This is a genomic window from Streptomyces sp. NPDC017676, assembly GCF_044329325.1.
Taxonomy (GTDB): Bacteria; Actinomycetota; Actinomycetes; order Streptomycetales; family Streptomycetaceae; genus Streptomyces.
In genome coordinates this window covers 164,129-190,491 of sequence record NZ_JBIRJA010000001.1, presented here as the reverse complement: position 1 = coordinate 190,491, position 26,363 = coordinate 164,129, and the positions used below count along the sequence as shown (strand labels likewise).

General features: G+C 70.8%; 25 protein-coding genes. 8 read left to right on the top strand and 17 right to left on the bottom strand.

All coding sequences use genetic code 11. From position 1 onward, the window contains the following. Positions 1-3 precede the first annotated feature (3 nt). A complete protein-coding gene (locus ACH4LD_RS00840) occupies positions 4-2,742 on the bottom strand; it encodes an AAA family ATPase (protein ID WP_398053088.1) in 2,739 nt (912 codons plus the stop codon). A 484-nt stretch (positions 2,743-3,226) separates the two neighbouring features. Beyond that, complete coding sequence (locus ACH4LD_RS00835; protein WP_398053087.1) at positions 3,227-4,495, bottom strand: ROK family protein; 1,269 nt, start codon at positions 4,493-4,495, stop codon at positions 3,227-3,229. A 55-nt stretch (positions 4,496-4,550) separates the two neighbouring features. On the opposite strand from ACH4LD_RS00835, the gene ACH4LD_RS00830 reads away from it, so the two are divergent. The 3 genes from ACH4LD_RS00830 (at position 4,551) to ACH4LD_RS00820 (ending at position 7,095) form a co-directional block, all read left to right on the top strand. Next, the gene (locus ACH4LD_RS00830) at positions 4,551-5,624 is read left to right on the top strand and encodes a Gfo/Idh/MocA family oxidoreductase (protein WP_398053086.1); all 1,074 of its coding nucleotides are present in this window, start codon (positions 4,551-4,553) and stop codon (positions 5,622-5,624) included. Further along, the gene (locus ACH4LD_RS00825) at positions 5,624-6,133 is read left to right on the top strand and encodes a heme-degrading domain-containing protein (protein ID WP_132786064.1); all 510 of its coding nucleotides are present in this window, start codon (positions 5,624-5,626) and stop codon (positions 6,131-6,133) included. The genes ACH4LD_RS00830 and ACH4LD_RS00825 overlap by 1 nt, the downstream gene beginning before the upstream one ends. 95 nt (positions 6,134-6,228) lie before the next feature. Then, positions 6,229-7,095 (top strand): LLM class F420-dependent oxidoreductase, encoded by an 867-nt coding sequence (locus tag ACH4LD_RS00820; protein WP_398053085.1) that lies wholly within the window; start codon positions 6,229-6,231, stop codon positions 7,093-7,095. A 558-nt stretch (positions 7,096-7,653) separates the two neighbouring features. On the opposite strand, the gene ACH4LD_RS00815 is transcribed toward ACH4LD_RS00820, so the two are convergent. The 4 genes from ACH4LD_RS00815 to ACH4LD_RS00800 all read right to left on the bottom strand — a co-directional run bounded on the left by ACH4LD_RS00815 (position 7,654) and on the right by ACH4LD_RS00800 (position 10,450). After that, positions 7,654-8,511 carry a fumarylacetoacetate hydrolase family protein gene (locus tag ACH4LD_RS00815; RefSeq protein ID WP_398053084.1) on the bottom strand — a complete coding sequence of 286 codons (858 nt, stop codon included), beginning with the start codon at positions 8,509-8,511 and terminating at the stop codon, positions 7,654-7,656. Between the two features lie 146 nt (positions 8,512-8,657). Next, positions 8,658-9,368 carry a membrane protein insertase YidC gene (yidC, locus tag ACH4LD_RS00810; protein WP_398053083.1) on the bottom strand — a complete coding sequence of 237 codons (711 nt, stop codon included), beginning with the start codon at positions 9,366-9,368 and terminating at the stop codon, positions 8,658-8,660. A gap of 165 nt (positions 9,369-9,533) precedes the next feature. After that, entirely contained in the window at positions 9,534-9,857 is a 324-nt protein-coding gene (locus tag ACH4LD_RS00805; protein WP_398053082.1) for a DUF6412 domain-containing protein, read from the bottom strand. Positions 9,858-9,901: 44 nt separating this feature from the next. Further along, the gene (locus ACH4LD_RS00800) at positions 9,902-10,450 is read right to left on the bottom strand and encodes a winged helix-turn-helix transcriptional regulator (protein ID WP_398053592.1); all 549 of its coding nucleotides are present in this window, start codon (positions 10,448-10,450) and stop codon (positions 9,902-9,904) included. 122 nt (positions 10,451-10,572) lie between these two features. Between ACH4LD_RS00800 and ACH4LD_RS00795 the strand changes: the two genes are divergently transcribed. Next, positions 10,573-11,964, top strand: a complete 1,392-nt coding sequence (locus ACH4LD_RS00795; protein WP_398053081.1) for an MFS transporter — start codon at positions 10,573-10,575, stop codon at positions 11,962-11,964. A 200-nt stretch (positions 11,965-12,164) separates the two neighbouring features. On the opposite strand, the gene ACH4LD_RS00790 is transcribed toward ACH4LD_RS00795, so the two are convergent. Both ACH4LD_RS00790 and ACH4LD_RS00785 read right to left on the bottom strand, forming a co-directional pair. Beyond that, positions 12,165-12,911 carry a TIGR03943 family putative permease subunit gene (locus tag ACH4LD_RS00790; protein WP_398053080.1) on the bottom strand — a complete coding sequence of 249 codons (747 nt, stop codon included), beginning with the start codon at positions 12,909-12,911 and terminating at the stop codon, positions 12,165-12,167. A gap of 32 nt (positions 12,912-12,943) precedes the next feature. Next, the gene (locus tag ACH4LD_RS00785) at positions 12,944-13,969 is read right to left on the bottom strand and encodes a permease (protein ID WP_398053079.1); all 1,026 of its coding nucleotides are present in this window, start codon (positions 13,967-13,969) and stop codon (positions 12,944-12,946) included. Positions 13,970-14,091: 122 nt separating this feature from the next. Between ACH4LD_RS00785 and ACH4LD_RS00780 the strand changes: the two genes are divergently transcribed. Beyond that, positions 14,092-15,105, top strand: a complete 1,014-nt coding sequence (locus ACH4LD_RS00780) for a hypothetical protein (protein WP_398053078.1) — start codon at positions 14,092-14,094, stop codon at positions 15,103-15,105. Positions 15,106-15,129: 24 nt separating this feature from the next. Further along, on the top strand, positions 15,130-15,594 hold the full coding sequence (locus ACH4LD_RS00775; RefSeq protein WP_398053077.1) for a very short patch repair endonuclease: 465 nt from the start codon (positions 15,130-15,132) through the stop codon (positions 15,592-15,594). Here the strand turns inward: ACH4LD_RS00775 and ACH4LD_RS00770 are convergent. The 6 genes from ACH4LD_RS00770 to ACH4LD_RS00745 form a co-directional block, all read right to left on the bottom strand. Continuing rightward, the gene (locus ACH4LD_RS00770) at positions 15,523-16,875 is read right to left on the bottom strand and encodes a DNA cytosine methyltransferase (RefSeq protein WP_398053076.1); all 1,353 of its coding nucleotides are present in this window, start codon (positions 16,873-16,875) and stop codon (positions 15,523-15,525) included. The two genes, ACH4LD_RS00775 and ACH4LD_RS00770, sit on opposite strands and share 72 nt — an antisense overlap. A 733-nt stretch (positions 16,876-17,608) precedes the next feature. Then, positions 17,609-18,196, bottom strand: coding sequence for a class IV adenylate cyclase (locus tag ACH4LD_RS00765; protein ID WP_398053075.1), 588 nt, complete (start codon positions 18,194-18,196; stop codon positions 17,609-17,611). Positions 18,197-18,207: 11 nt separating this feature from the next. Then, complete coding sequence (locus tag ACH4LD_RS00760; protein WP_398053074.1) at positions 18,208-18,870, bottom strand: SAM-dependent methyltransferase; 663 nt, start codon at positions 18,868-18,870, stop codon at positions 18,208-18,210. Continuing rightward, positions 18,788-19,360, bottom strand: coding sequence for a hypothetical protein (locus ACH4LD_RS00755; RefSeq protein WP_398053073.1), 573 nt, complete (start codon positions 19,358-19,360; stop codon positions 18,788-18,790). Before ACH4LD_RS00755 ends, ACH4LD_RS00760 begins: the two co-directional genes overlap by 83 nt. A 58-nt stretch (positions 19,361-19,418) precedes the next feature. Next, on the bottom strand, positions 19,419-20,324 hold the full coding sequence (locus ACH4LD_RS00750) for a radical SAM protein (RefSeq protein ID WP_398053072.1): 906 nt from the start codon (positions 20,322-20,324) through the stop codon (positions 19,419-19,421). A 105-nt stretch (positions 20,325-20,429) separates the two neighbouring features. Next, positions 20,430-21,122 (bottom strand): HAD family hydrolase, encoded by a 693-nt coding sequence (locus tag ACH4LD_RS00745; RefSeq protein ID WP_398053071.1) that lies wholly within the window; start codon positions 21,120-21,122, stop codon positions 20,430-20,432. A gap of 97 nt (positions 21,123-21,219) precedes the next feature. Here ACH4LD_RS00745 and ACH4LD_RS00740 point away from each other — a divergent pair, with 97 nt between their 5' ends. Beyond that, positions 21,220-21,993 (top strand): XRE family transcriptional regulator, encoded by a 774-nt coding sequence (locus ACH4LD_RS00740; RefSeq protein ID WP_398053070.1) that lies wholly within the window; start codon positions 21,220-21,222, stop codon positions 21,991-21,993. Further along, positions 21,980-22,447 carry an NUDIX hydrolase gene (locus ACH4LD_RS00735; protein ID WP_058080688.1) on the top strand — a complete coding sequence of 156 codons (468 nt, stop codon included), beginning with the start codon at positions 21,980-21,982 and terminating at the stop codon, positions 22,445-22,447. Before ACH4LD_RS00740 ends, ACH4LD_RS00735 begins: the two co-directional genes overlap by 14 nt. On the opposite strand, the gene ACH4LD_RS00730 is transcribed toward ACH4LD_RS00735, so the two are convergent. From ACH4LD_RS00730 to ACH4LD_RS00720, 3 genes are all read right to left on the bottom strand, one after another. Next, complete coding sequence (locus ACH4LD_RS00730; protein WP_398053069.1) at positions 22,435-22,998, bottom strand: HD domain-containing protein; 564 nt, start codon at positions 22,996-22,998, stop codon at positions 22,435-22,437. The two genes, ACH4LD_RS00735 and ACH4LD_RS00730, sit on opposite strands and share 13 nt — an antisense overlap. Positions 22,999-23,103: 105 nt before the next feature. After that, positions 23,104-24,909, bottom strand: a complete 1,806-nt coding sequence (locus ACH4LD_RS00725) for a DEAD/DEAH box helicase (RefSeq protein WP_398053068.1) — start codon at positions 24,907-24,909, stop codon at positions 23,104-23,106. Beyond that, entirely contained in the window at positions 24,906-26,339 is a 1,434-nt protein-coding gene (locus tag ACH4LD_RS00720) for a hypothetical protein (RefSeq protein WP_398053067.1), read from the bottom strand. The genes ACH4LD_RS00725 and ACH4LD_RS00720 overlap by 4 nt, the downstream gene beginning before the upstream one ends. Between the last annotated feature and the right edge of the window lie 24 nt (positions 26,340-26,363).

Sequence of the window (26,363 nt, the reverse complement as noted above, 5' to 3'; positions counted from 1 at the left end):
GAGCTAGTCCCCGCCGAGATCGGCCAGGTGGAGCTGGCCGCGCGAGGTGATGCCGAGTTTCGGGAAGATCCGGTAGAGGTGCTGACCGACGGTTCGGTGCGAGAGGAACAGCCGGGTGCCGATCTCGCGATTGGTCATCCCGGTGGCCGCCATCCTGGCGATCTGCAGTTCCTGCGGGGTGAGGCTGTCCACGGTGGACGGCGTCGGCCTGCCGACCGCTTCGCCCGCCGCGCGCAGCTCGGACCGCGCGTCCTCCCCGATCACCGTGACGCCCAGCGCGTCGAAGCTCTCCACGGCCGCCCGCAGCGGACCGCGGGCCTCCACGATGCGGCGTTGGCGCCGCAGCCACCGGCCGTAGGCCAGCAGGAGCTGGGCGCGGTGGAACGGCCAGTTGGCGAGCAGCCGGTCGTCGAGCGCGCGGCGGTACAGCGGCTCCGCCTGGTCGTCGGCGACGACCAGGGGACGGACGCAGGTGGCCATGGCCCGCAGGTACGGCGCGGTCGTCCGCTCCGCCAGGGCGCTGAGCTGTGCGTAATGGTGTTCCGCCGCGTCGCCGCGGCCGGTGCGGACCGCCGCCTCGATCAGGTCCGCCATCCCCAGGTAGCCCACGAAGGGGTGGTACGTGGTGTCGGCCGGGTCCAGCACCCGTGCCAGTTGCTCGTACGCGTCGTCGTACTGCTTGTTGACCATCGCGTGACGCCCGCGGGCGAACTGGGCGAAGCCGAGGATCGACCGTGGCCCCAGTGACAGCAGATCCGCCTCGGTCGTCCGGATGAGTTCGGTCGCGGTCTCCGATTCGCCGCGTTCGCTGGCCAGGGTGGCGAGGGCCAGGTCGGCGACGCACGCCCAGCGGGAGCGGCCGGTGTCCCGGGACAGCCGCCGCGACTCGTCCGCCGCGGTGCGCGCCAGCCGGTGCTTGCCGAGCTGGAGCGCCGCCCACGCCTGGGACGCCAGGGCCTCGCCCAGCAGTCCGAGGCGGCCCTGCTGGCGCAGTCCGTCGACGGCCGCGCACAGGTAGGGCCAGGCGAGGTCGTAGGCCCATATGGCGGTCAGCGACGCTCCCAGGGCGTGCTGCTCGGCGGGGTCGTCCACGGCCCCCGGCGCGAGCCGGGTCGTCCGGTCGATGACCCAGGCCGCCTCCCCCACCGGGTCAGCGCAGGCGGCGACGGAGAGGACCATCGGTTCGCTGTCGTCCTGCTGGAGGCGCCGGGCCGCCTTGACGACGAGCCCCCGGGTCTCCTCGGCCGGGTCGCCATACCAGCACCCCATGGAGAGCGGCCACAGCGCTCTGAGGGCGAGTGCCGCGCCGTCGCGGTCGGCACCGGCCAGACGGTCCGCGACGTCGGCGAAGGCCCGCACCCGCTCCGGCCGGAACCAGCTCTCCTCGTCGAGGGCCTCCGCCCAGAGAGTCAGGCGCAGCCTCTCCTCCGCCGCGAGCTTCCCTGACCTCGCCTCGGCGAGTTGCCGGCGGGCCGTGTCCGCCTCGCCGAGTTCGAAGTTGATCTCCGCGGACCGCAGCAGCAGGCGGCCTCGGTGTGTCTGCGGACGGCTGCGGAGCGCCGCCTGCCGCAGTGCCTCCGCCGCGGCCCGCGGCGCGCCCCGCCGCAGTGCTCTGTACGCGGCCTGTTCCAGGTCGAGCGCCACCTCGTCGTCCGGGCCGGGGGTGGCGGCCGCGCGATGCCAGGCCCGGCGTTCGTGCTGCCCCGCCAGGGCCTTCGCCAGGGCCGCGTGTCCCGCCAGGCGTCTCGACGGGGCGGCCGCGTGGTAGACGGCGGAACGGATCAGGGGGTGCCGGAAGCGCACCGCGTGCCCGCGCACCTCGATCAGCCCGGCGTGCACGGCGGGCTCCAGGGAGCTCACCGAGAGGGCCGCGCCGGACAGGATCTCGGCGGCCGTGAGGATCTCGGCGAGATCACCCTCGTCGTCGGCCGCCGCTATCAGCAGGGCGGCCCGGGTCACCTCCGGCAGTGCGGACGCGCGCGCGAGGAACGACCGCTCCAGGCGCCGGGTGGTGGGCAGCCACGGCAGCGGTGACTGCGCGACGGTTCCCTCCCGGTGCAGCGCCGTCGGCAGCTCGACCAGCGCCAGCGGATTGCCGGCGGCCTCGGCCAGCAGCCGCTGGCGCAGGGCGGGGTCGAGTTCCGGCGCCCGCGCCGCGAGGAGCGCCACCGCCGCGTCGCCGGCGAGCTTCTCCAGCTGCATCTCGGGCAGGCCGGCGTCGTTCAGCACGGTGTCGTGGCCCTCGCGCACGGCCACGACCATGGCGACCCGCTCGCCCTCCAGCCGCCTGGCGACGAAGGCCAGGACCTCGCTGCTCGGCCCGTCGATCCACTGGGCGTCGTCGACCAGCAGCACCACGGGGGCCTCTTCGGCCAGGCTGCTGATCAGTTCCAGCGAGGCCAGTCCGACGGAGAACATCTCCGGTGCGGCGCCGTCGGACATTCCGAAGGCCGCGAACAGCGCGTCCCGCTGTCGGGCCAGCAGGGACGGGGCGTGGTCGGCGAGGACCGGTTTCAGCAACTGGTGCAGTCCGGCGAAGGGCACCGACGCCTCGGACTGGACGCCGAGCGCCGACAGGGTACGGCCGCCACGTGCGACAGCGGCTTCCCGGGCGGCGCCGAGCAGGGTGGTCTTCCCGATGCCGGCCTCTCCCCGGAGCAGCAGGGCACCGCCCGTCCCGTCGAAGCCAGCGGCAACGTGGTCCGACAGCAGCCGCAGCTCCGCATCACGCCCGTACAGCATGTCCCCGTCCAATGCCCTCGCCACAAGACCGCTCGGGGCTCGCGATTCGCCCGCGGAAGGAGCCTGGCCCCACCTTCCCCGGCTGAAAATCGACCCCCCGCGATTACCAAAAGTTAGCACGGGGGGCGCTGGGTGGGTGAGGGTGCGCGGGGGCGGTGGTCGGTGGGGTGGGCGTAGGGGTGGGGATGGTTGTCGGTGGGGGCGGTGGTCGGTGAGGGCGTGGTCGGTGAGGGCGGTGGTCGGTGAGGGCGGTGGTCGGTGAGGGCGGTGGTCGGTGAGGGCGGTGGTCGGTGAGGGCGGTGATCCGGGGGCCGCACCGGCGCCTACATCCGGGCATCCGCACCCGGGCACCCGCACCCGAGCACCCCATACGCACCGGCACTCACATCCGGGCACCCATACGCACCCGCACCCACATCCGGGCACCCGATCCGCGCCGGCACCGAGCAAGGAACATCGACACGCGTCGGCGAAGAGACCCCCGTCAGTCGTCCCCCCGTCCGAACAGCGGTGCCAGCAGCAGTTGGGCGGCGCCCTCGGCCACGATCCGTTCCCCGCGCGGAGCAACCCGTACCGGCACCGCGTCCTCGCCCGTACCCTCCCGTCTGGCCCGGGCCCCGAGCACTTCGCCGACCCCGCTCAGGTATGTCTGAGGGGCGCCGGCGACCGTCCGGCCCCCCAGCAGCACCACGTCGATGTCCAGCAACCCGACCAGGTTCCCGGCCGCCACGCCCAGCACCCGGGCCGCCTCGCCCACCTCGCCCCGTGCCGCGGCTTTGAGGCACAGCGCCTCCACACAGCCCCGGTTCCCGCACTCGCACAGCGGCCCGTCGAGCTGGATCACCTGGTGTCCGAACTCCCCGGCCCCGGTCCGCGCCCCGCGGTGCACGCTCCCGTCGATCACCAGCCCGGCCCCGAGCCCGGTGCCGAGGTGCAGATAGGCGAAGGACCGGGCCGACGCGCCCTCCTCACCCCCGACCGCCAGCCCGAGCGCCGCGGCGTTGGTGTCCTTGTCCACCACCACCGGCACCCCGAGCCGTTCCGCGAGTGCGTCCCGCAGCGGAAATCCGTCCCACTCGGGAAAGCCGGTGACCCGGTGCAACACCCCCCGCTCATGGTCCAAGGGGCCCGGCAACGCGACCCCCACGCCCACCAAGGAGCCCGGTCCGGCGAGCCCGCCGCCACTGGCACCCGCGCCGAGACCGACACCCGCGTCAACACCGACACCGGCACCGGCACCCACGTCAACACCGACACCAGCACCGGCACCCGCGTCAACACCCGTCCCCGCACCCAGTTCCCCGACAACCCCCCGAACCGCCGCGCACACCGCCCCCAGTACGGCCTCAGCCCCCGCGCCCAGGTCCAGTTCCCCGCGTCGCTCCCCCACCACGGCCCCGTCCAGATCGACCAGCACCACCCGGAGCTCGTCGCGGTCCAGGTGGACGCCGACCGCGTGGCCCGCCTCCGGTACCAGCCGCAGTACGGTCCTCGGCTTGCCCCCGGTCGACGCCCGGCGCCCCGCCTCCGCCGCGAGCCCCCGCGCCCGCAGCCGCGCGGTGATCTTGCTGACGGCCTGCGGGGTCAGCCCGGTGCGCTCGGCCAGCTCCAGCCGGCTGATGCCCTCGGCCCCGGCGTCCCGCAGCAGCCCCAGCACCACCGCGGTGTTGTGACTGCGCAGCGCCCCCAGGTTCGCGCCCGCCACCCCGCCGTTCACCGGCCCCGCCGTCGTCGCCGTCCTCACCCGCTTCACACCCCCATTGTCCCCACCGCTTGCACTTCCGCAACACTGTTGCCAAAGTGGAGGCATGACTGCTACCCCCCTCCGCGTCGGTCTGATCGGCTACGGCCTCGCCGGCTCCGTCTTCCACGCCCCGCTGATCGCCGCCATCGAGGGCCTCGCCCTGGACACCGTGGTCACCTCCCAGCCGGAGCGGCAGCAGCAGGCCCGCGCCGAGTTCCCGGACGTGCGGATCGCCGCCACCGCCGAGGAGCTGTTCGGCCGCGCGGACGACCTGGACCTGATCGTCGTCGCCTCCCCGAACAAGACCCACGTCCCGCTGGCCACCGCCGCCCTCAAGGCGGGCCTGCCGGTGGTCGTGGACAAGCCGGTCGCCGGCACCGCGGCCGAGGCCCGCGAGCTGGCCGCCCTCGCCGAGGAGCGCGGCCTGCTGCTCTCCGTCTTCCAGAACCGCCGCTGGGACAACGACTTCCTGACCCTCCGGCGGCTCCTCGCCGACGGTGAACTGGGCGACGCCTACCGCTTCGAGTCCCGCTTCGAGCGCTGGCGCCCCCAGCTCAAGGGCGGCTGGCGCGAGTCCGGCGACCCGGCAGAGATCGGAGGTCTGCTCTACGACCTCGGCAGCCACGTCGTCGACCAGGCCCTGGTTCTGTTCGGCCCGGTCACCGAGGTCTACGCCGAGTCGGACATCCGCCGCCCCGGCGCCGAGGCCGACGACGACACCTTCATCGCGCTCACCCACGCGAGCGGCGTCCGCTCCCACCTCTACGTCTCGGCCACGACCGCCCAGCTCGGCCCCCGCTTCCGGGTGCTGGGCTCCCGCGCGGGCTACGTCAAGTACGGCCTGGACCCCCAGGAAGCGGCCCTGCGCGAGGGCAGCCGCCCCGGCAGCACCGCCGACTGGGGTGCCGAGGACGAGTCCCTGTGGGGCCGTGTCGGCTCCGGGGAGTCCCCGCTGACCGGCGGCGGCACCCCCGTACCGACCCTCCCCGGCGACTACCCCGCCTACTACGCCGCCGTCGCCGCCGCGCTGCTCGGCGCCGGCCCCAACCCGGTGACCGCCCTGGAGGCGGCCGCCGCGCTCGACGTACTGGAAGCGGCCCGCAGGTCCGCCCGCGACAAGGTGACGGTGACCCTCTGATGCAGCACCCGCAGATCACCCCGAGGACGACGCCCGAGCTCACCCCGAGCCTGGAGGAGCTGGAGGCCCAGGAACGCCGGCTGGTCTTCCGGCGGTTCACCCACGAGGACGCCTGGGCGCTCGGCTCCCTCCTGGTCGAACTCGCCCGGGAACGCCAGGCGCCGGTCGCCATCGACATCCACCGCGCCGGCCAGCAGCTCTTCCACGCCGCGCTGCCGGGCTCCACCCCGGACAACGACGCCTGGATCGCCCGCAAGCGCCGGGTGGTGGAGCGCTACGGCGCCGCCTCCTACCTGGTCGGCGCCCGCTTCCGCGCCAAGGGCACGACGTTCGAGGACTCCTCCCGTCTCGACCCGGACGTGTACGCGGCCCACGGCGGCTCCTTCCCGATCACGGTCGAGGGCGTGGGCGTGATCGGCGCGGTGACCGTCTCCGGGCTGCCCCAGCTCCAGGACCACCGGTTCGTGGTGGAGGCGCTGGAGGAGTTCCTGGGCCGTTCGGCCGACTGAGCGAACGGCGGGAATCCGGCCGGGACGCCCTCCGGTTGGCAGGGAGAGAGGCCGTGGGATCACGGCGCGGACCACCACCGGAGGGCTCACATCCGATGACCGCTTCACTGAAGGAGACCGTCGGCCGCCACGGCGTCTGGAGCGTAGAGCTGCGCTCGGAGGATCCGTCCCGGCGCGGGGAACTGGACGAGGCCGCCGCCGAGCTGGAGGAACTCGGATACGGCGCCATCTGGCTGGGCGGCAGCAGCACCGTCGACCACGCGGCCCCGCTCATCGGCGCCACGCGACGGATCGTCGTCGGCACCAGCATCCAGAGCGTGTGGCAGCAGGACGCCGCGACGACGGCGGCCGGCTTCACCGAGGTGGAGGCCGCGCATCCGGGCCGCTTCGCGCTGGGCCTCGGCGTGAGCCACAGCGCGCTGGCGAAGAACTACCGCCGCCCGTACGCGGCCATGGTCGGCTACCTCGACGAGCTGGACGCGGCGGGCGTACCCGCCGGCCGCCGTGTGCTCGCCGCGCTGGGCCCGAAGATGCTGGGGCTGTCCCGGGACCGCTCGGCCGGGGCGGTGCCCTACCTGGTCACGCCCGAGCACACCGCGCAGGCCCGGGAGATCCTGGGCGACGGGCCGCTGCTGGCACCGGAGTTGAAGGTGGTCCTGGAGACCGACCCGGCCCGCGCCCGGGAGACGGCCCGCGCCTACCTGGCCCGCTACCTGCGGCTCCCCAACTACACCGGCAACTTCCTCCGCCTGGGCTTCACCGAGGACGACATCGCCGACGGCGGCAGCGACCGTCTCGTCGACGCGGTCTTCGCCTGGGGCGACGGGGCCCGCGTCCGTGAGCGCGTCGCCGCCTTCCACGAGGCGGGCGCGGACCACGTGGCCCTCCAGGTGGTCCGGGCGGACGCGGGCGACTCCCTCCCGAGGAAGGAATGGCGCACCCTCGCCTCACTGCTGGCGTGAGCCGACCGCCCGCCACGGCCTGAGCCGGCCGGCATCAGGCACACGGGGCCGTGTCCGTCGTACGACCTCACGGCCCCGCCGACGTCAGGGGCACGAGCCGCGACCGGCGTACGCCCCACGACCCCACCGCGCCACCACGACCCCCGACGTCAGGGACACGAGGCCCAACCCGCGTACAGCCCACGGCCCCGCCGTGGCGGCGCGACCGCCCCGAGCTCGGCGAACGACCCGAACGACCCGAACGACCCGCGCCCGGCGACGGATTCACGGCCCCCCGCCGCCGCAGGATCGCTCCGCCGCCGTGGCCGGCACGCGCCGTGCAGGCCCGCGAAGCGCGCGGCGGTCCACACGCGCGCATGTCCGGGAGACCCCTCGGCCTCGCCCGTACGCCCCCCTCGCACGCCGACATGACGCCCGCATGACCCGGCACGCGTCTCCGCCCCGCCCAGGCCACCGCTGTCCGGCACGGACTGCGGGACCCAGGCACCCCGGGCTCCCCCACCCCCGGCCCCCGAGCTCCCCAACCCCAGCCCAGCCCAGTCGAGCCCAGCGGAGCGTCTACGCGTTCTTCAGTTCCTGCCGCTGCCGCCCGAGTCCCGCGATCTCCAGCTCCACCACGTCCCCGCCCCGCAGATACGGCTTGGGCTCGGGCCGGCCCATGGCCACTCCCGCCGGCGTCCCCGTGTTGATGACGTCGCCGGGGTACAGCGTCATGAACCGGCTGAGGTACCGCACGACCTCCCCGACGGGGAAGATCTGCTCGGCCGTCGTACCGTCCTGCTTCAGCTCCCCGTTCACCCACAGCTTCAGCGACAGCCGCTGCGGGTCCGGGACCTCGTCGGCCGTCACCAGCCACGGCCCGAGCGGGTTGAAGGTCTCGCAGTTCTTGCCCTTGTCCCAGGTCCCGCCCCGCTCGATCTGGAACTCCCGCTCGGAGACGTCGTGCGCGACCGCGTACCCGGCGACGTGCGCGAGCGCCTCCTCGGCCGAGTCCAGGTAGCGGGCCGTACGGCCGATGACGACCGCGAGTTCGACCTCCCAGTCGGTCTTCGTCGAGCCCCGCGGCACCAGCACCGTGTCGTTCGGCCCGACGACCGTGTCCGGCGCCTTCATGAAGACCACCGGCTCGGCGGGCGGCTCGGCGCCCGTCTCGCGGGCGTGGTCGTGGTAGTTGAGCCCGATGCACACGATCTTGCCGATGCGGCCGAGCGGGGGCCCGATCCGCAGGCCGGTGGCGTCCAGCGCGGGCAGCTCACCGGCCTCGGCCGCGGCCCGGATCCGGCCGAGCGCGGTGTCGTCGGCGAGGAGCGCGCCGTCGATGTCGTCCACGAGGCCCGACAGGTCCCGCAGGGTCCCGCCGGTGTCGAGCAGTGCGGGTCGCTCCGCCCCTGCCGTACCGACTCGCAGCAGCTTCATGGTCACCATCTCCCTCGATCGGCGGCGCCCGGCCGATGTGTGCAGCCATCGGAGGACTGGCCGATCCTCCAATCACGACGTCCAGTCCACAAGACCCTGTTCACGTACTGGACCGTAACCAGGGACACAGGGGCACCCTCGACCGCTCAGCGGGACAACAGGGACTGTTCCGCCGCGCTCCAGGCCGTACTGGTGACGACGTACAGCGCGGCGGCGAGCGGGACGACCGCCACGGTGACGAGCGTGAAGAAGGACAGGAACGGTACGGCCCGGTTGACCGCGCCGAGTCCGGGCAGTTCGCCGCCGGCGCCGGCCGGTACCGGCTGCTCGGCCATCGTCCGTCTGACGCGCCGGTAGTTGACGGTGGCGACGGCCGCGACGACGGCGAAGAGGCCGAGGTAGACCAGTCCGGCCGGGCCGAACGCCCCGCCGTGTGCCAGGGCTTCGGTCCAGTGTCCGCCGAGCGGGGCCGTGAACAACCGGTGGCCGAGCAGGCCGTTGGTCTCGCCGCCGATCGTGGTGCTGGAGAAGAGGTGGTAGAGGAGGAAGAACGCGGGCAGTTGGAGCAGGCTGGGCAGGCAGCCGGAGAGCGGTGAGACCTTCTCCTCGGCGTGCAGGTCGAGGATCGCCCGCTGGAGCCGCTGCGGGTCCTTGGCGTGCTTCTCGCGCAGTGCGGCGATTCTCGGCTGGAGCGCGGCGCGGGCGCGCCGGCCGCGGGCGGCGGCCCGGGACAGCGGATGGACGAGGAGCCGTACGAGCGCGGTGAACAGGACGATCGCGGCGGCTGCCGCGGAGGCGTGGAAGAGCGGGGCCAGCAGATCGGCCAGGTGCTCGACCAGGCGCGCGAAAACGGACATGGGTGAGCCCTCCGGGGGTCTCGTCGTGCCGGGAGCGACCGGAAGCAGCCGGTCATGAGGGGCCGGGAGCAACGGGTCATGAGGGACCGGAGACAGCCGGTCCTGTGGGGAGATCGGCAGGACGACCCGCGCGGGGTCACGCGCTGACGTGTGTGCGGACGTGCCCTACGCGGCGGTCGCCGGACGGGTGCGTCCGGGAGCTCTGGACCGCCGCCGGCCGGGCGCGTCGGGATCGCGCTGGGGCAGGAAGGCCGTACGGCGGGCCCGGTCGCGTATCGCCGTGCGGACGCGCGTGGGCGGTACAGCGGGCACGCTGCGCGCGGCCAGCAGGGCGCAGGCGGCGAGCGTGGCGGCCGCGGTGGCGGTCGCGGCGAGGGCGACGGCGGTGGTGAGGCCGCCGGTGCCGAGCAGCGCCGCCTGGAGCAGCATCAGTTGGGCGAGGAGCAGCAGGAGGGCGAGGGGACGCGCGGCGGCGACACGGCCGGACATCAACACTCCCCCCTTCGCACCGCTCGTCTTGCGGGCACCGCTCGTCAGTATGCCGGTTGCGGCGACTCGGTCTCCAGGGGCTCCAGCAGCCGCTTGGGCCGCAGCAGCGCCCTGCTGACCGGATCCGCCGGCGCGGAGTCGAGTTCCGGCCCCGGCACCATGACAACGTCCGCGACCGGCACGAGAGTTCCGCACGCCGCGCACTGTCCGTACGGCTCGACCTCGCCGCCGCACTCCGCGTGCAGGAAGGAGCGCAGCCGGTGCGCGTCGACGTGCTCGCGCCCCCAGTGGCCGAGGGCGCGCAACACGGGCCACAGGGCGGCTCCGCGCTCGGTGAGGACGTACTCGTCCCGGGGCGGGCTCTCCTGGTACCGGCGCTTCGCGAGGATCCCCTCCTCCGTGAGCGTGCGGAGCCGGGCCGAGAGGACGGCGCGCGGGATGCCGAGGTGGACGAGGAAGTCGTTGTAGCGCCGGACGCCGTAGATCGCGTCGCGGACGACGAGCAGCGTCCACCGCTCGCCCACGACCTCCAGCGCGCGGGCGATCGAGCACTCCTGCGTCACGTAGTCCTTGCCCAGTGCCATGCCCTCCACTGTAACCACCGGCCGGGAGTGGGTTCATTGAACGAACCTACAGTGCTACGGTGGCGCACACGGGGTCGGTTCAACGACCGAACCTGACGACCGGACCCGACGACCTCACGACAGGACAGGCCATGCCCCGGCTCGACTCCGCCACCTCCCCCGCCTCCCTGCGCCGGACCAGTCCCCGGGACGCCCCCGCACGCCCCCGCGCCACGCTCGCCCTGACCAGCGCGGCCACCGCCGTCGCCCTCATGACGTACACGGCCCCGATGGTCACGCTGCCGGACACCGCGGCCGCCCTGCACACCCCGCTGTCCGCCCAGGCCTGGCTGCTCAACGGCGCCCCCCTCGGCCTCGCCGCCCTGCTCCTGGTGGCCGGCAGCCTCGCCGACGACTACGGCCGCCGCCGGATCTTCCTCGCCGGCACGCTGGCCCTCGGCCTCACCACCGCCCTCGGCGCCATCACCACGTCGACCTGGCAGTTCACCCTGGCCCGCGTCGCCCAGGGCGCGGCCAGCGCGGCCCTGCTGGCCAGCGCCCTCGGCCTGATCGTGCACGCCTTCCCCAGCCCGCGCGGCCGGCTGCACGCCACCGGGGTGTGGGGCGCCTTCGTCAGCGGCGGCATCGCCGCGGGCCCGCTGCTCGCGGGCGCGCTGCCGACCTGGCGGGTGGCCTACGGCGTGCTGGGCGCCGCCGCCCTCGTCGTGGCCGCGCTCGGCACCCGGGCGCTGGCCGAGTCACGCGCCCCGCGCGGCGGCCGGCCGGACGCCCTCGGCGCGCTCACCTTCGGTCTGGCGCTGGTGGCCCTGGTCGCGGCCCTGACGCTGGGCCGGGACGGCTGGCTGCGCGCGCCGGTCGGGCTGCTGTTCGCCGCGGCCGTCGTCCTGGTCGCCGTGTTCGTCGCGGTGGAACACCGGACCGCCACCCCGATGATCGACCTCGGACTGCTGCGCCACGCCCGTTTCCTGGCCTCCTCGGCGGGTGGTCTGTTCACCGGCCTGGCCGTGATCGGCCTGTTCAGCTTCCTGCCGGCGCTGCTCCAGCAGTCGCTCGGGCTCTCCCCGCTGGCCACGGCCGGACTGTTCCTGCTCTGGTCCGGCCTGAGCTTCGTCGTCGCCCTCCAGGTCAAGCACCTGGCAGGCCGCGTCGCCGCCCGCACCCAGCTCGCCCTGGGCTTCGCCCTGCACACGATCGCCATGGTCACGATGCTCGGCGCCGTCGGCTCCGGCTCCTGGACCCGGCTGCTGCCCGGCCTGATCATCGGCGGCGTCGGCAGCGGCCTGCTCAACGGCGCGCTGCCGCTGCTCGCCGTCGACTCGGTGCCGCCGCAACGGGCCGCGATGGGCTCCGGCGCCCAGCAGACCTTCCGCTACATCGGCTCCTGCGCCGGAGTGGCCCTGACCATCGCCATCGCCACGTCGGGCGGCAGCCTGGCCCGGGGCACGAACATCGCCCTGCTGGTGTCGGCGGGGCTGGCGGTGACGGGCGCGGTGAGCGTGCTGGCGCTGGGGGAGCGGGCGTAACCAGGCGTGAGCCGGGCGCGGTGAGCGTACTGACGCTGCGTGAGCCGGGCGCGAGGAGGCGTGGTCCGGCGCAAAGGGCGTCAGCCAGGGTGGGCAGGTGCGCTCCGGCGCACCCGGCTCACCTCGGCCTCATCGACACCGGTTGATCGTCGCCGCGCACACCCGTGTCACCGCGTCACGGAATCCACCGGGGCAGGCAATCATCGTTCCGGGGACCCCAGGGACCCCAGGGACCCCAGGGATCCCAGGGGAAGGGCGTCCTGGTAACCGTTCGACGGCCGGGGGACCTTCGTGACCGTGCGGGCGTCCAGCGCGACCGCCGCGGAGCCGGTGCCCAGGGTCCCGCCCGGGTGCCAGGTCCCGGTGACCGTCACCCACGTGTCGGCGGGCAGGGCGGGCCCGCCGTAGACCCGTACCTTCACCGACTGGGCGTCCGCGGCACAGCAGTTGAGGATGATCCGGGTCAGGTCCCAGCTTCCGCCGTCCCCCGGGGTGACGAACCCGGTCATCCGGACGGTGCGCCCCTTGATGGCCTGCCCCCGGTCCTGCCGCACCCGGCTGGTGAAGTCGGACAGCGTCATGGGCAGGGGCGAGGTGCGCGGCAACGGATCGAAGGGGCTGTCGTGGACTACGGCCTTCGCCGGCTGCCGGGCCGCGGTGTAGGCGCCGAGGGCGGGCGGGGCGTAGAAGAGCAGGCTGAGGGCGGGGAGGAGCAGCAGCCAGGAGACGCGGGGAACGCCGGAGTGGCCGTGGTGCTCCCCGGTCTCCGCTCCCCTGTCGAGGACGGCGCTCGCGATCCCGAGCAGGAGCAGTACGGCGCCGGAGGCGATGAGCAGGGGCCGCATGCCCTCCTTGACGTACCGCAGGCAGAGGTCGGTGAGGAGGGAGACGTGCAGCAGCCCGAGCCCGCACAGGACGAGCAGCCCCGCCTGGAGTGACCGTTTCACCGCCCCTCCCCCAGTCCCTCGCGCGGACCGGCTCACAGCAGCACCCCTCCGAACAGCGCGCTGCACAGGACGGCGACGACGACGGTCGCGGCGGAGAACCGTACCGCGAAGGCCCGCCCGAAGGTCCCCGCCTGGAGGGCGATGAGCTTCAGGTCGACCATGGGCCCGACGACCATGAACGCCAGCCGCGCGACCGGCGGGAACCCGGTCAGCGAGGCGGCCAGGAAGGCGTCGGCCTCGGAGCACACCGCGAGCAGCACGGCGAGCCCGGCCAGGAAGAGGACGGACAGCCAGGGCGCCGTGGCGAAGGTGTCGAGCACGGAGCGCGGGACGGCGACGTCGAAGGTGGCCGCGGCCATGGCGCCGAGCACCAGGAACCCGCCGGCGTGCAGGAAGTCGTGCTGGAACCCGCGCCGGAACTCGTCGAGCCGGCCGTTTCCTTCCCGGTGCCCGGTGTGCCGTACGGCGGGCCGCAGCCACTCGGCCCGCCCGAAGCGGAGCCACAGCCACCCCATGACGACGGCGGTGGCGAGGGAGGCGAGCAGCCGGGCGAGCACCATGGCGGGGTTCCCGGGGAACGCGATGGCGGTGGCGGTGAGCACGACGGGGTTGACGGCGGGCGCGGAGAGCAGGAAGGCGAAGGCGGCGGCCGGGGTGACCCCGCGGCGGATGAGACTGCCGGCGACCGGCACGGAGGCGCACTCGCACCCCGGCAGGACGACCCCCGCGATCCCGGCCACGGGTACGGCGAGCGCGGGCCGCCGGGGCAGGATCCGGTTGAACACCCCCTCCGGCACGAAGGCGTTGATCGCGCCGGACAGGGCCGTGCCGAGCAGCAGGAAGGGCAGGGCCTGCACGGTGACGGCCAGGCACACGGTCCGCCATGCCTGTACGGCCGGGGCGTCGCCCCAGCGCCCGAGGAGGAAGAGCGCGCTGCCGGGGACGACGGCGGCCCCGAGGAGCAGGACCGGCCAGTACCGGGGTGGCGCGGGGGCGTCCGTCCCCTCCCCGACGCCGGCCGGACGGTCGTCCTCGGCCAGCACTCCCGTCTTCTGCATGCCGACTCCGTGCGTAGATGCCGGGACAGAAGATATCCATATCTACGTACCGGCGGGGCGGCCTCCTCCCCGGCAGCCCTCCGGCCTCACTTTTGTCACGTCCCGGCAGTACGGTGTCCCCCATGCGCCCCGACACGCCTGCCGAGAACGTCGACCACACCGCCGAAGCGGCACGCCTGGAGCGGACCGCCGGCCTGTATCCCGAGGACGCCGAGACGCTCCTCCTGCGGGCGGCGGCCCACTTGGAGCTGTCCGGTGACCGCCCCGCGGCGACCGCGCTCTACGACCGCCTGCTGTCGTCCGCCGACGGGCTGGACAACCCCGCCCTGGTCCGCGCCCTGAAGGCGTCGAACCTGTGGGAGTACGGCCATGAGGCCGAGGCGAGGGCGATCATCGAGGGCATCCGCACGACGGCGCCCCGCGACCCGGCCCCGTGGGTGATCGTGGCGGAGGCCCTGGAGTCCCACGACGAGCTGGAGGCGGCGGCGGAGACGTTCGGCGAGGCCGCGGACCTCCTGCTGCCGGACACGTCGGAGGAACCCCCTCCCGCCACCCACCCCCTCCTCTACGGCCGCCACCGCGTCCGCCGCATGCTGGGCCTGCCCCACGACGACCGGGACACCCTCGCGGACACCCTGCACACGTCCCCGGTCTCCCTGGACGAACTCCACGACCCCAAGCGCGTGTGGTCCCTGGGCTCGGACAACCCGGCGGAACTGACGGCGGAGATCTCCCGCCTCCGCGCCGAACTGGGCGCCTACCGCGAGGCCCTCTCCCGCCCGTTCCCGGTCGCGGTCCTCCACTGGCCGGCCCCGGAACTCTCCGAGCTCCTCTCGGCGTACCCCACCCTCTCCTCGGAGTACCCCTCCCACACCGACCACTTGTCGACCATAGAGTCCTCCCTCCGCGAACTGTCCGCCTCCGGCACGGCCAACCTGGGCATCGTCACGGGCACGGTCCCGTCGTACGAGGCGTTCGCGGCGTCGGAGGGCGCATCACCGGGCGACGCCACGCTGCTGCCGCAGTACGCGACGACACTGGCGGCACGGGGACGGGCGGTGGCTTGGCCGCCTGGGCGGGGGGCGGGGTGTTGGTGTGGGTCGGGTGGGGCCTACGCAGGGTGTCATGGACTGTGACGTCAGGGAGCTAGGCTGGCAAACGTGTCCGAAGATCCTCCGTGGAACCCGCCCGCAGGCTCCTGGGCCTCATCCGCGGCGCGTCGTCGCAACATGCAGGCGATCCGCAGCCGGGACACCAAGCCGGAAACACTGATCCGGCGGTTGGTTCACGCACGCGGTCTGCGCTATCGCGTCGCCGCACGCCCCTTGCCAGACCTTCGCCGGACAGCGGACATGGTCTTCCGTCCGGCGAAGGTGGCGGTCTTCATCGACGGCTGCTATTGGCATGGCTGCCCCGAGCACTATGTCCCACCGAAAACCAATCCCGGCTACTGGTCGGAGAAGGTCCTCCGCAACGTTGAGCGGGACCGGGACACCGACCAGCGCCTGAAGAATGCCGGGTGGCTCGTGCTCCGCTTCTGGGAGCACGAGCCGTCAGACGCCTGCGCGGATAAGATCGCCGCGGTCGTGCGCCGCCGACGGATCGGCGACGACAGGCGCGCCTGACACAGGCAGAACCATCTGTTCGGCCGGCGACACGTCCGCATCAACACCCTTGGTGTCAAGTTCGTAATCACGCAGAAGCTGATCCCGGTACTCAGGCCGGAGCACTGCGGCGATGGCACGCCCCACCGCCTCTGCCACAGGCGGGGGGAAAGCATTTCCGACCTGCCGGTACTGGGCAGTCTTCCGGCCCTGGAATTTCCAGTCCGCCGGGAAGCCCTGGATAATCGCAGCCTGCTCTACCGTCAGCATAGGGCCAGCAGGACGGAAAAGGTCCCGCTCCGGATCGCATTTGTCGGGCTCGTTGGCCACGCCCATCCCGTCTACACCGAGCTGCGCCCAGGCCCGCTTAGCCCTCGTCGGTCCCAGATCCGCGCCGCCGTGCTTCTTCGAGCCTCCCACCAGGGTCGGAGCGACACCTCGGCCCAGTTCCGCAGCCTCCCCAGCCTTGCGCAACCAGTCCAGGTACACGTTTTCCCCAGTACGCTCTCCCGGCTTGGCCTGCTCCCCTCGCTCGTTCTTATCCCAGTACATGCGGCAGCGTGCTTCCATGCTCGCGGCAAGCTCCCCGACTACGGTCGCCTGCTTGCCTTTGAGTCGCGATGGCCACACAAACTCAACGCCAGTCTCCTCAACCGCACTCTCATGGATCACAACCAGGATGGCCCGCGGCCGCAACTGGGGCACGCCGTAATCACTGGCATCAATCCGGCGCCACACCTTCCGCATGACACGGTCCTGCTCTGCAGCGGACCAACTCTCCTTGATCTCGGGAACCAAATATCCCAGATCGCGCAGGGTGCGCAGAATGTCTCGACGGTAGTCGATAAAAACCTCCGGAGGCTCCAGAATGCCTCGGACGTTTTCAATCATTACTGCCTTAGGCAAGAGTCTGTCAATAATCCTCAGCGCGTCCGGGAACAAGTCACGCTCGTCGTCTTTCCCCAAACGCTTCCCGGCTAGCGAGAAAGGCGGGCATGGAACGCCTCCGGCCAGCAGGTCCAAACCCTCTTCCTTGAACTCAGGACCGGCGCTCTCCCCGGGCTTGAGGAATTCTTTCACATCCATGGGTTTGAGCTCATCGGCCCGCCCCTCGCCCCAACCCGGCCAACTGCCCACGTTCGCCCGAAGGGTAGCCACCGCATGCGGATCCCACTCCACGAGAGCACGGTGGTCAAACCCTGCGTTATGCAGTCCAACGGCTTGCCCGCCCGCACCGGCACAGATCTCCAGCGAGGTCAGTGGCCGGGTGAACTGCGGACGCTCACGACCGCTGGCGCTCATAGTGTTCTCTCCCAGGATTGACTCAAAACCGAGGTCAAGTGTCCCAGAGACCGATGATCACTTGCTCGGTCTTGAACACTCGATACCCATGAGTCTCGCACTGTCTCAGCGCTGCGCCCCTGAGGGGCGTGGGATGAGGCGATCGGACACGTCACCCTGGGACCTCATCAACTGCGCCCTGCCGAGCCAGAACGGTGTTCGCCGGACATACATCCCGGTCAGGTGATCGCGGTCGACGTCGCGCATGCCCATCACTCGCCTGCCGTCCCTCGCCGCAAACCCGCCCTGGCTACGGAGCATGCCGCGGGGGTCGGCAGGCTGTTGCGTGGCCAAGGCGGGGGCTCAACCGCGGCGGAGGAATCTGTTCTGGCCGCGGTGCCTGCCAGTACGCCGGACAGAGGGCGGTCCCGCGGCGGTGGCCTCGTTCAGCTGGCTGGAGCGAGCCGACTCGTCCCTGCTGAGCGGCGACTCCCAGACGCGTGCTTGGAGCTCGCGGATGCAGGGGCCGCACGCGTACATGGGAGCCTGAGCGCCGGCGACGCTCGCGGGGCCGATCCACAGGACGCGTGTCCAGCGCTGGCCGCAGTAGAGCCAGCAGAACCCGTCGACCCATTCGTTGTCGTCGTCCGTGGCCGCTGGGGCGGGTAGGCCGCCTCGGGCTAATTCTGCGATCCCGGGGATCACCCTGTGCTGTAAGCCGATTTCCGTCAGCATGGTTCGGACGCTTACCCGATCAGGAGCCCTGGGCCACCGCGGAAGCGTTCTCCTGCTTCTCGCCGTCGGAGAACAGCAGGGTGGGCTCCGCGAGGATGTCGCGGCCGGCCTCACTCTTGTAGATCTCGTCGACGCTGCCGAACCGGGCCTGGGAATAGTCGAGTCCCAGGAGACCGGCGGCCTGCCGGACGGAGGCCTCGTCGGGCCCCTCGATCTCCAGGAACGTGGGGAGGTCGGGCCAGGTGTCGAAGTCGAAGGCAACCTCCCCCAGACGCCACTCCTCGCGGTAGTTCTCCTGGTAGCGAACCTCGGTGAGGCCCACCCGGCGGAGGATGTCGGCCATGGCGTGCAGGTCGGCGACCTCGGTCTCGATCTCCTTGGTGCCGTCGATCGTCGTGGCATCGGTGACCTGCTTGAGCGTGAGCGTCGAGCGGGTGCCCTCGTCCCGCAGACGGAGCCACGCCCCGCCGTCGAGGGAGTCGTTCTCGAAGATCTTGCGGGTGAGGAGGGTGCGGGGAATCGCCTGGACGGCACCGAGGACAGCCAGCTTGGCCTGCAGGCCGACGACGTCGACGGCCAGGAACTTCGCCTCGTACTCGTGCTTCATGGATCCTTCTCTCAAAAACGGTCGGTGAGGACGGACGAACGGGCCGCCAGAAGCAGGCCCATACGATGGATGTGGTCGTGCGGCTGGCCGATGTGGGGCCGCTCGGTGAACTCGTTCGTGCGCAGCGTGAGCAGCACATCCCAGTCCCCGAGGAAGTGACGGTGCAGGCGCTCAGGAGAGGTGTAGTGCTCCACCAAGTGATGGCGCTTTTCCACGGGCATCATGAACTCCGCACCGAACACACCGCCCGGGCGGACCAGGCGCTGCATGCGGTCGACGAACTCGGCGAGAGGGCGGTGGTGGTTGGCACTGTAGTGCCACGAGCAGCTCGTCCAGACCGCCTCGCACGGCACGTCCAGAGGTTCCCTCGTAAGGAAGTCCTCTTCGATCACCTGCACACGGGCATGGAGTTCCTCCAGCTTCAGCCGGTCGATCAATCCCATGGCGTGCACCTCGCTGTCATCCGGGAGGCGGATTTCCCCTCCGTGTACGGCGAGCGCGTCGCGTTCGATGGCCAGTACGCGGTACCCGGCGGCGGCCAGGGGCAGCACGAACTTGCCGTCGCTCGCACCGACGACCGCGACGGTGGAGTCAGGAGCAACACGTTCCCGCAGGGTCGCGAGGAACTGAGGGAAGAAGGTGAGGGTGTGCTCCCACAAGCTCTGTGTCTGCATGGGAGGGCGCTCCTTGCGTATCGGTGGAGGTGATCACGCGGAGGACTTCTTCGGGGATGAGCCCCGTGGTGTCGATGCGTCGCATCGGGAACGAGGCGTAGGTATCCGCCACTTGGTCCGTGACGTCCTCCGTCAGCGCGTCCCATCGCGATATCGGCTTGTCCCGGGCTGCGAGGCGGCGCCGGCGTTCGTCGTCAGCGCACACGAGGTAATAGGTGACGGGAGTCGGCAGCCAGGCCGGCAGAGTCACGCCGAGCCGGGCGCCCAGGGCGCGGTGGCTGGTGAGGCACCGGGCGAAATAGCTCTCCACGACAACCGGAACGCCTCTTCTGAGGTGGCGCTGGATCTCTTCGGCTGCTGTGAACAGTGCAGAGAGGTAAAGGCACATCCGGGCTTCGACGTTCGTCCGCCTGTCCACCTCGCGCCTGAGGGGCTGGTAGAAGGCAGGCACGGTGGGCACAAGCACGGCTTGACGGGCAGCGGCGAGCATCGGAGCGATCGTCGACTTCCCAGTGCCCCGTAAGCCCTCCAGACTCTCGAATCTCGGCTCACCAGGCACGGGCGTACACCACGTCCGGTACCGGGAGCGTGAGCTCGTCGGTGGCAGAGGGCCTGTGGACGATGCGGTTCGCGGCCTTCTCGTACCAGAACGCGTGGGAGTCCTTACCGACCGCCTTGCAGGACATGGTGAGCGCGCCGCGCGGGTCGGCCTCGATCCGATCGATCTCACGAAGCCCGACGGACGGAGCGCAGACCTCCGGAGCGCCGTGCGCGGATAGGTCCTCGTCGACGATCACTTCAAGCGGCAGCCTGGTCAGCGCGAGCTCTTCGCGGAGACGACCGTAGGCGGCCGTGTCCGTGACCAGCAGCTCGGGGTGGTTGGCGGCATTGCCGACCGGCCGCAGATGGTGGAGCTTCAGATGCTGGACCCCCAACTGCGCCAGGATGCTGGCGAGAGGCAGTACCTCGCCGATGTTCCGAGAGGTCACGGTCATGGTCGCGCCCGTCGGAACACCGAGGTCCCGTGCCAGGCTGAGCGAGTCCAGGGCGCTCTGGTAGCTGCCGCGCCTGCGGATGCCGTCGTTGGTCGAACCGACACCCTCCAGGGAGACCCGGAGCAGATCCAGGTGTAGAGCGATCTCAGCCAGACGGCGCTCGATCCGGTACCCGTTGGTGCAGATTTCGACGCGCAGACCCAGTTCCTGCTTGGCGTGCCGGACAACCTGCGGAAGCTCCCGGTGGACGAACGGCTCCCCTCCGAGAAGGGTGACGGCTTCCGTGCCGTATTGGTCCCGCATCAGGGTGAGAAGGCTGACGGCTTCCTCGGCGGTGAAGGTGTCGCCGTACTGAAGCCGCTTGCCGTGAAAGCAGTGCAAGCACGTGAAGTTGCAGCGGTACAGCAGCTGCAGGTACAGCATCCGGATCTTCCTGATCCCGGTGACTTCCCCGATCACTTGGGCTCCTTCGGCTGACTGCCTGTTGGGAACCCCGATGGTGGCGGTCTGCCGGGGGACCTCGTCACCGCGTTCGGGGACGGTCCAAGGACGTCCTGGGACGTTTCATGCGGCCTTGAACGACTCCAGGATGCCGAGAACCCGCCTGGTGTCCGACAGGTCGGGCAAGATCCCGCGGGCGCCGACAGCGGCCAGCTCCTCGGCACTGTGGACACCGGAGGCGACCGCCAGGATCGCGGAACCAGTGGCCAGGGCGGCTTCCACGTCGCGTGGGGTGTCTCCCACCAGGACGGCGGGCACATCGGCCGGAACGCCACGGAGCTGCCGCATGCGTTCGCGGGCGACCGCGACAAGTTGGGGACGGAGCTCGGCGTCCGCGCCATAGGCGCCCACGGGCAGATCCAACAGTGAGTCGAGGCCGAAAGCGGACAACTTCACGTACGCGTTGGCGGCGATATTGCCTGTCAGGACAGATGAGACCCAACCACTTCGCGCGGAAGCGACCTTCAGCACCTCGTGAACCCCTGGCAAAGCCGTTCCCCGCAGTCGCAGATCAGCCATGCGGTCATGCCCAGCCCGCGCGAGAGCGTCCTCAATGATGGGCCACTCAGGCACCGGCAGTCCGTCGCGAAGGAACATGTCGCGCATGATGAGCCGGTCCGTGCGCCCCTCGGTGCGCGCCGGCCCCGACGGTTCACGTCCAGCAAGTGATGAGAAGGCGGCAGCGTAGATCTCCTTGCTGACCCCCGCGTTCTCGATGAGGGTGTGGTCGATGTCCCACAGGACGATGAGCTCCATGGCGCCAGGGTAGGCAGCCGATTCGGTGCGCTGCTTCCGTGACGACGTCCCATAACGTCCTTGCACGATCATGCAATGGACCGCTTCGATAGCTGCTGTGAACGACCGACTGCACTCTGTGCTCGCGCAGCGCGGTGTCTCACCCGAATCACTCGCGGAAGTCTGCGAGGTGGACCCCAAGACGGTGAGCCGGTGGCTAGGAGGGCGTGTTCCGCACGCACGGCATCGCTTCCGCGTCGCCCGCCACCTGCGCGTGGAAGAGACCTTCCTCTGGCCGGCGCCGCCTCGACGGTCCGGCCGAGTTCGTGACGGGTTAGGCACCGAGCTGGTCGGCACGTATCAGGACCGGGCCAGCGTGCCGAGGGACGTCTGGCTTTCGCTGCTGCGAGAGGCCCAGCACGAGATCAGTGTCCTCGTCTTCTCCGGCACGTTCTTCGCGCAGTCCAATCCGCACGTAGCCAAGATGCTCTCCGAGCGCGCTGCCCAGGGGGTCCGGGTGCGCCTGTGCTTCGGCGACCCGGACGGTCAGGCAGTCGCGATCCGAGGCCGCGAGGAGGGCATCGGCGACACCCTGGCCGCCAAGATCCGGGCATCACTGACGTACTACCGGCCCCTGCTGGGCGAGGCTGGGTGTGCCGTACGCCTCCACGACACCACGCTCTACACGTCCATGTTCCGCTACGACGACAACCTGCTGGTCAACCCCCACATCTGGGGGCAGCCGGCCAGCGCCAACCCCCTACTGCACCTCAAGAGGGCCGAGGGCACTGGGTGGTTCGACAGTTACGCTCAAAGCTTCGATGCTGTCTGGGCCGCCGCGCGGTCGTGGACACCCGACCACGAGAGGACCGCTGCCCATGGGCAGGACTGAGTACTACAACGACCCGGCCGCCCCGAAGGCAAACACCCTCATCCCGGCGAGCAACCTGCTCGTCGTCGATGAGACCGGAGCCATCCTTCTCCAGCGCCGCCGCGACACCGGCCAGTGGGCGCTTCCCGGAGGCGCGCAGGACATCGGTGAGACCGCGGCAGAGTGCGCGGTACGCGAGTGCCTGGAGGAGACCGGCATCATCGCCGAGATCACCGGTTTCCTCGGCGTCTACACGAACCCGAACCACATCGTCGCTTACAGCGATGGAGAGATCCGCCAGCAGTACGAGAACACGTACATCGGCCGTCCCGTCGGCGGAGCTCCCACGATCAACGACGAGGCCGACGGGGTCCGCTTCGTCCAGCCTGCCGACCTCGACCAGTACGACATCCACCCGAGCATGCGCCAGCAAATCGGGGACTACCTGGCCGGCACCTATCCCTACCTCGGCTGAGCCGCCAGCGTCGCCTCGATCCTCCGCACAGAAGAGAGGATCTGCGGCGCCGCACGGCGGATGAACCGGCCGACCACACTGTCCTCGCCGTAGCGACTGATGATCTCCGCTATCCGCTCCTGCACACTGGTCCGGCCGCCGTCGGGCGTCGTCGTCATGTCGCAGTACACGAGAGCGTCCACCAGCAGTGGATCGTCCAGCAACGGAAACTCCGACGCCAACTCGTCTCGCAGTCCGCGCTCCTCCGCCTCCAAGAGGGCGAAGGAGTGGTTCGCGACCAGCCGCACCAGCCGGTCATCGGCCCCGTGCTCGTCGCGAAGGAACCTTGCCCCGTCCAACGGGTGGAACCCGGTCACGGCCAGTCGAGGTGCGTACCCGACATCGTGCAGCGTGGCCGCAGCGGTCAGCAGACCGGCGTCCTCGCCAAGAAGCTGCCGAATTCCAATCGCACGCTCAGTCACTCCCTGCGTATGCACCCACCGCCGTGGGAGCACAGCGCTGAGTTCGGTTTCCGCTACCCGCGCCGCCCACTTCGTCACCAGATCGGCCATGCCGAGCTTCCTGCCCCAAAGGGTCCTGGGCCATTCAGGCCCCGCAGCTTGGCGCCGTGCCGGTGAACCCATCGGCACGGCGCGGGCGTAAGGCCGGGATCCGCCTCAAGCACCACCGATGTGCCGGAGCAGCGCCTCGATGTCCCCGGGCGCCAGTCCGGCCGCTACGGAGGGCTCTTCCTCCAGGTCAGCCAGTTGCTGAACCGTAGGGTCATCAAGGATCTTCCCCATAAATTCGAGCTTCTGGTCCAGCCGCACCTCAACGACTTCGTCGATCGTGCCGCGTGCCGCGATCACGGTCACCCGTGTTTCCGTGCCAGGGGCAAGGCCGAGGCGATGGATTCGGTCCAGGCTCTGCAGGTAACGGCCGGCCATGAAGTCACGGTCCACGTACACCGCGTCGTGGCACACGTGATGGAGGCTGATCCCCTCTCCGAGGGTCGCCGGGTTGGAGATCAGCACCATGCAGCTGGGATCCTCACGGAAGCGGCGCAACTGCTCCTCCCGGTCGGGCGTGCCCCCGTACACCACAGCTGGACTGTACTTCTGAAGCATCTGGGCCAGGGTGGTCAAGCTGCGCACGAAAGTCGTCCATACCAGGGTCTTACGGCCCTGCGCGGCGTTCTCGGCGATGATCGCCAGCGCTTCCTTGTACTTGGGGGACAGCTCGTAGTCCGGCAGGTTCTGCATCAGCGAATACAGGGAGCTTCCGGCCGGGATCTCCAGCGGAGGCAACTGGTAGGCGAGCGGCTCGTGCTTGGTGGCGCCTTCCAGCAGCAGTGCCGGGCTGGTCGCCGCCATCAGCAGACGCAGCGCTGTCTTGCCGAGCGCGCTGAGGTCGTCGCGTGCGGTGCCGTTGGACATGCCGCCCACGAGAGAGCTGTAGATCTCGGCGTGCAGGGCCGGCATATCGACGTAGCGCATCCGCAGTGTCATCGGCGGCAGGCCGAGTTCCTGCTTGGTCGTCCGGGTGAACAACGGCCGCAGCACCGTGCTCGCGTAGGCGAGGTCTCCGCCCGCTACCGCCCGGGTGACCGTCCGCTGGCCGTGGCCCGGCCATACGAAGCCCATGAGGTTCTCCAGGTCCTTGGCACCGTTTGGAGCGGGCGTCCCTGTAAGGATGAGACGGCGTTCAGCGAGCGGGCCCAGCGCCATGCAGGCGGCACCGTACGTACCTCGCGCGCCCAGCTTCATCCGGTGGGCCTCATCAAGAATGATCATCGAGGGAGCGGCTTTGAGCCAGTTCGCCAGGAGCGGGAGCGAGCGGTCCAGCCGCTCATAGTTGACGATGAGCACCTCGGCCCACTCATCCAGAGAGCCGTCGAGCACATGGGTGCGCAGTGGGTAGTTGAAGCAGACGGCGGTCTCGTAGCGCCAGGACTCGTAAGCCGACTTCGGGCAGACGACCAACAGTCTGCTGGCGGCGCCCTTGGCCCGCTGTGCTGCGTAGACCGCAAGCGCCACTCGGGTCTTGCCGGCGCCGGGCACGCTGAAGTTCGCTCCGTGCCCCAGTGAGAGCAGCTTGGCGACATCCCGGCGCTGGAAGGTATTGAGGTCCTCCTTCCAAGTGTCTCCGAGCATGCTCAGCACGTCGCCGGCAGCGACCTCCGGGGGCGCCGCGGAGCCGGCCAGCCGCTCTTCGACCAGCCTGGAGTCCTTGACCACTCCTGAGACGAGGTTCCGGAGTTCCGGGGCCCAGTCGACACCGGCCGGGTCAGGCCAGCTGCTGAGAACCGGCAGGTTCACCAGGAGTTCGTCCAGCGCCACCGAGGCGGAGAGCGGGCCCAGCTGGCCGCCGGTACGGAACCGGCCGGCCAGCTGGACGAGGTCCTGCCGGTACTGCTCAGTGGTCCGCAGGACCACGCGGGTACGCGAATCGTCGAACCCGAGGTGCAGGGACGTTTCCGTCACTGGGTGCCCTCCACGGTGGCGGCTGCGAGGAGCCAGGAGACACCGTCACCGGGGCTCGGGATACCGCGCCCGGCCTGCTGGGCGAGCTTGCGAAGACTGCCCCGAAGCTTGAGTACGGCCTCGTCGAAGGCCTCCTCGTCCAGGCTGTTCGAGGTGCGTGCCTGAACCAGCTCGATGACGCACTGGTCGATGTTGACACACGCGTCCGCCAGCCGGGCCGGCGCGAGCTGCTTCCGCTTACGGAGCCGGGCGTCACGGCCAGCGTTCTCGATGGCCTGGTCGAAGGCTTCCTTGGCCTGGTCGAGCAGGGCCTGGGCCGATGCCTTTTCGCTGTCGGGCAGCCCCGCGGTCGTGTCACGGACCGTAGCTGCGGCCCGGAGGATACGGTCGTTCAGCGCACGGGCCGCCGATACGGCCGACGTGGTCGACGGCACCTCCAGGTCAAGCCCGGGGATGGACACCGACTCGGGCTGGGCGGCCGTCCCGTGGTCAGCCAGCTCCGGCGGCAGCGCGTCCTCCAGGTACCCCTCCTTCAGGAACGCCTCGTCGATGTGACGCAGGTCCGTCTTCGAGAAGTTCAGCAGGATCGCGGCCAGACGGCGCTCCTTCACGATCTCAGCCTGATCCCGGTCCAGGGTCTCCAACTTCGCGTACAGGCGCTGAAGTTCCTTGAGACGTTCCTGCGCCCCCTCCCAGTCGACGAGCCGCAGCGCGACTCCCCCGCCGCTCGCGCTGCGGTCGTTCAACTCCTTGATCGTGCTGAGGATCCACCGCTCCTGGTGGTACGTCGCAGTCCGGATCCGGAACTCCTTGGCGATCTGCTCGGGCGTCCGGCCCATCGCCGCCTGCTCTTCCATGGCGATCAGACGGTTGATGTACGAGTAGTCGCGCCGCTGATCCTGGCGGAGCTGGAGCGCCAGCTCCACGGCGTCGATGTCCGCCTGCGTGAACGACGAAGGCAGTACGCCCACCCTCATCGACGGCTTGCGCAGCTCCCGCAGGGCAACGGCGCGCGTGTTGCCGTTCACCAGGACCCCGTGGTGAGTTACCAGCCCCGGTTCGTTCTGGCCGAACTTGTCCAGATCCTCCTTCAGCTTATCGAAGTCGGGATCCCGCAGATCCGGGTCAGAAGGCTTGGCCTGGAGCAGGCTGCGCAGGTAGTCCTGGCCGGCCTCCCCGAAGGGGTCCTTGTCCAGGTTCCGGTCCTGGTCCGGCCTGTGGCTGCGCTGGGCACGGATCCTGTGCGTACCCGGGTTGAGGTAGAGGTCGTTCAACGGCAGGTCGATTACGTCGACATGGATCTGCTGTCCGTTCCAGTCGACCGTGACGGTCTCCCGGGTGCCTCCGGCAGCCCTGACCTCCTCCAGCCTCTTCCTGATCAGCTCACTGACCGTCTCCGCGCGCGGCGGCGGCGGGAACTCCCGCACCATGTCCTTCCCCGTCCCTTCTGTTGC

What these genes read in the sequence shown, in the direction of transcription:
- yidC (WP_398053083.1), bottom strand. Translation starts at nt 9,368, where the DNA reads ATGTCCGTTTTCGCGCGCCTGGTCGAGCACCTGGCCGATCTGCTGGCC.
- ACH4LD_RS00805 (WP_398053082.1), bottom strand. Translation starts at nt 9,857, where the DNA reads ATGTCCGGCCGTGTCGCCGCCGCGCGTCCCCTCGCCCTCCTGCTGCTC.
- ACH4LD_RS00830 (WP_398053086.1), top strand. Translation starts at nt 4,551, where the DNA reads ATGACTGCTACCCCCCTCCGCGTCGGTCTGATCGGCTACGGCCTCGCC.
- ACH4LD_RS00720 (WP_398053067.1), bottom strand. Translation starts at nt 26,339, where the DNA reads ATGGTGCGGGAGTTCCCGCCGCCGCCGCGCGCGGAGACGGTCAGTGAG.
- ACH4LD_RS00745 (WP_398053071.1), bottom strand. Translation starts at nt 21,122, where the DNA reads ATGGAGCTCATCGTCCTGTGGGACATCGACCACACCCTCATCGAGAAC.
- ACH4LD_RS00755 (WP_398053073.1), bottom strand. Translation starts at nt 19,360, where the DNA reads ATGCTCGCCGCTGCCCGTCAAGCCGTGCTTGTGCCCACCGTGCCTGCC.
- ACH4LD_RS00795 (WP_398053081.1), top strand. Translation starts at nt 10,573, where the DNA reads ATGCCCCGGCTCGACTCCGCCACCTCCCCCGCCTCCCTGCGCCGGACC.
- ACH4LD_RS00785 (WP_398053079.1), bottom strand. Translation starts at nt 13,969, where the DNA reads ATGCAGAAGACGGGAGTGCTGGCCGAGGACGACCGTCCGGCCGGCGTC.
- ACH4LD_RS00780 (WP_398053078.1), top strand. Translation starts at nt 14,092, where the DNA reads ATGCGCCCCGACACGCCTGCCGAGAACGTCGACCACACCGCCGAAGCG.
- ACH4LD_RS00815 (WP_398053084.1), bottom strand. Translation starts at nt 8,511, where the DNA reads ATGAAGCTGCTGCGAGTCGGTACGGCAGGGGCGGAGCGACCCGCACTG.
- ACH4LD_RS00735 (WP_058080688.1), top strand. Translation starts at nt 21,980, where the DNA reads ATGGGCAGGACTGAGTACTACAACGACCCGGCCGCCCCGAAGGCAAAC.
- ACH4LD_RS00825 (WP_132786064.1), top strand. Translation starts at nt 5,624, where the DNA reads ATGCAGCACCCGCAGATCACCCCGAGGACGACGCCCGAGCTCACCCCG.
- ACH4LD_RS00730 (WP_398053069.1), bottom strand. Translation starts at nt 22,998, where the DNA reads ATGGCCGATCTGGTGACGAAGTGGGCGGCGCGGGTAGCGGAAACCGAA.
- ACH4LD_RS00760 (WP_398053074.1), bottom strand. Translation starts at nt 18,870, where the DNA reads ATGCAGACACAGAGCTTGTGGGAGCACACCCTCACCTTCTTCCCTCAG.
- ACH4LD_RS00765 (WP_398053075.1), bottom strand. Translation starts at nt 18,196, where the DNA reads ATGAAGCACGAGTACGAGGCGAAGTTCCTGGCCGTCGACGTCGTCGGC.
- ACH4LD_RS00820 (WP_398053085.1), top strand. Translation starts at nt 6,229, where the DNA reads ATGACCGCTTCACTGAAGGAGACCGTCGGCCGCCACGGCGTCTGGAGC.
- ACH4LD_RS00770 (WP_398053076.1), bottom strand. Translation starts at nt 16,875, where the DNA reads ATGAGCGCCAGCGGTCGTGAGCGTCCGCAGTTCACCCGGCCACTGACC.
- ACH4LD_RS00840 (WP_398053088.1), bottom strand. Translation starts at nt 2,742, where the DNA reads ATGCTGTACGGGCGTGATGCGGAGCTGCGGCTGCTGTCGGACCACGTT.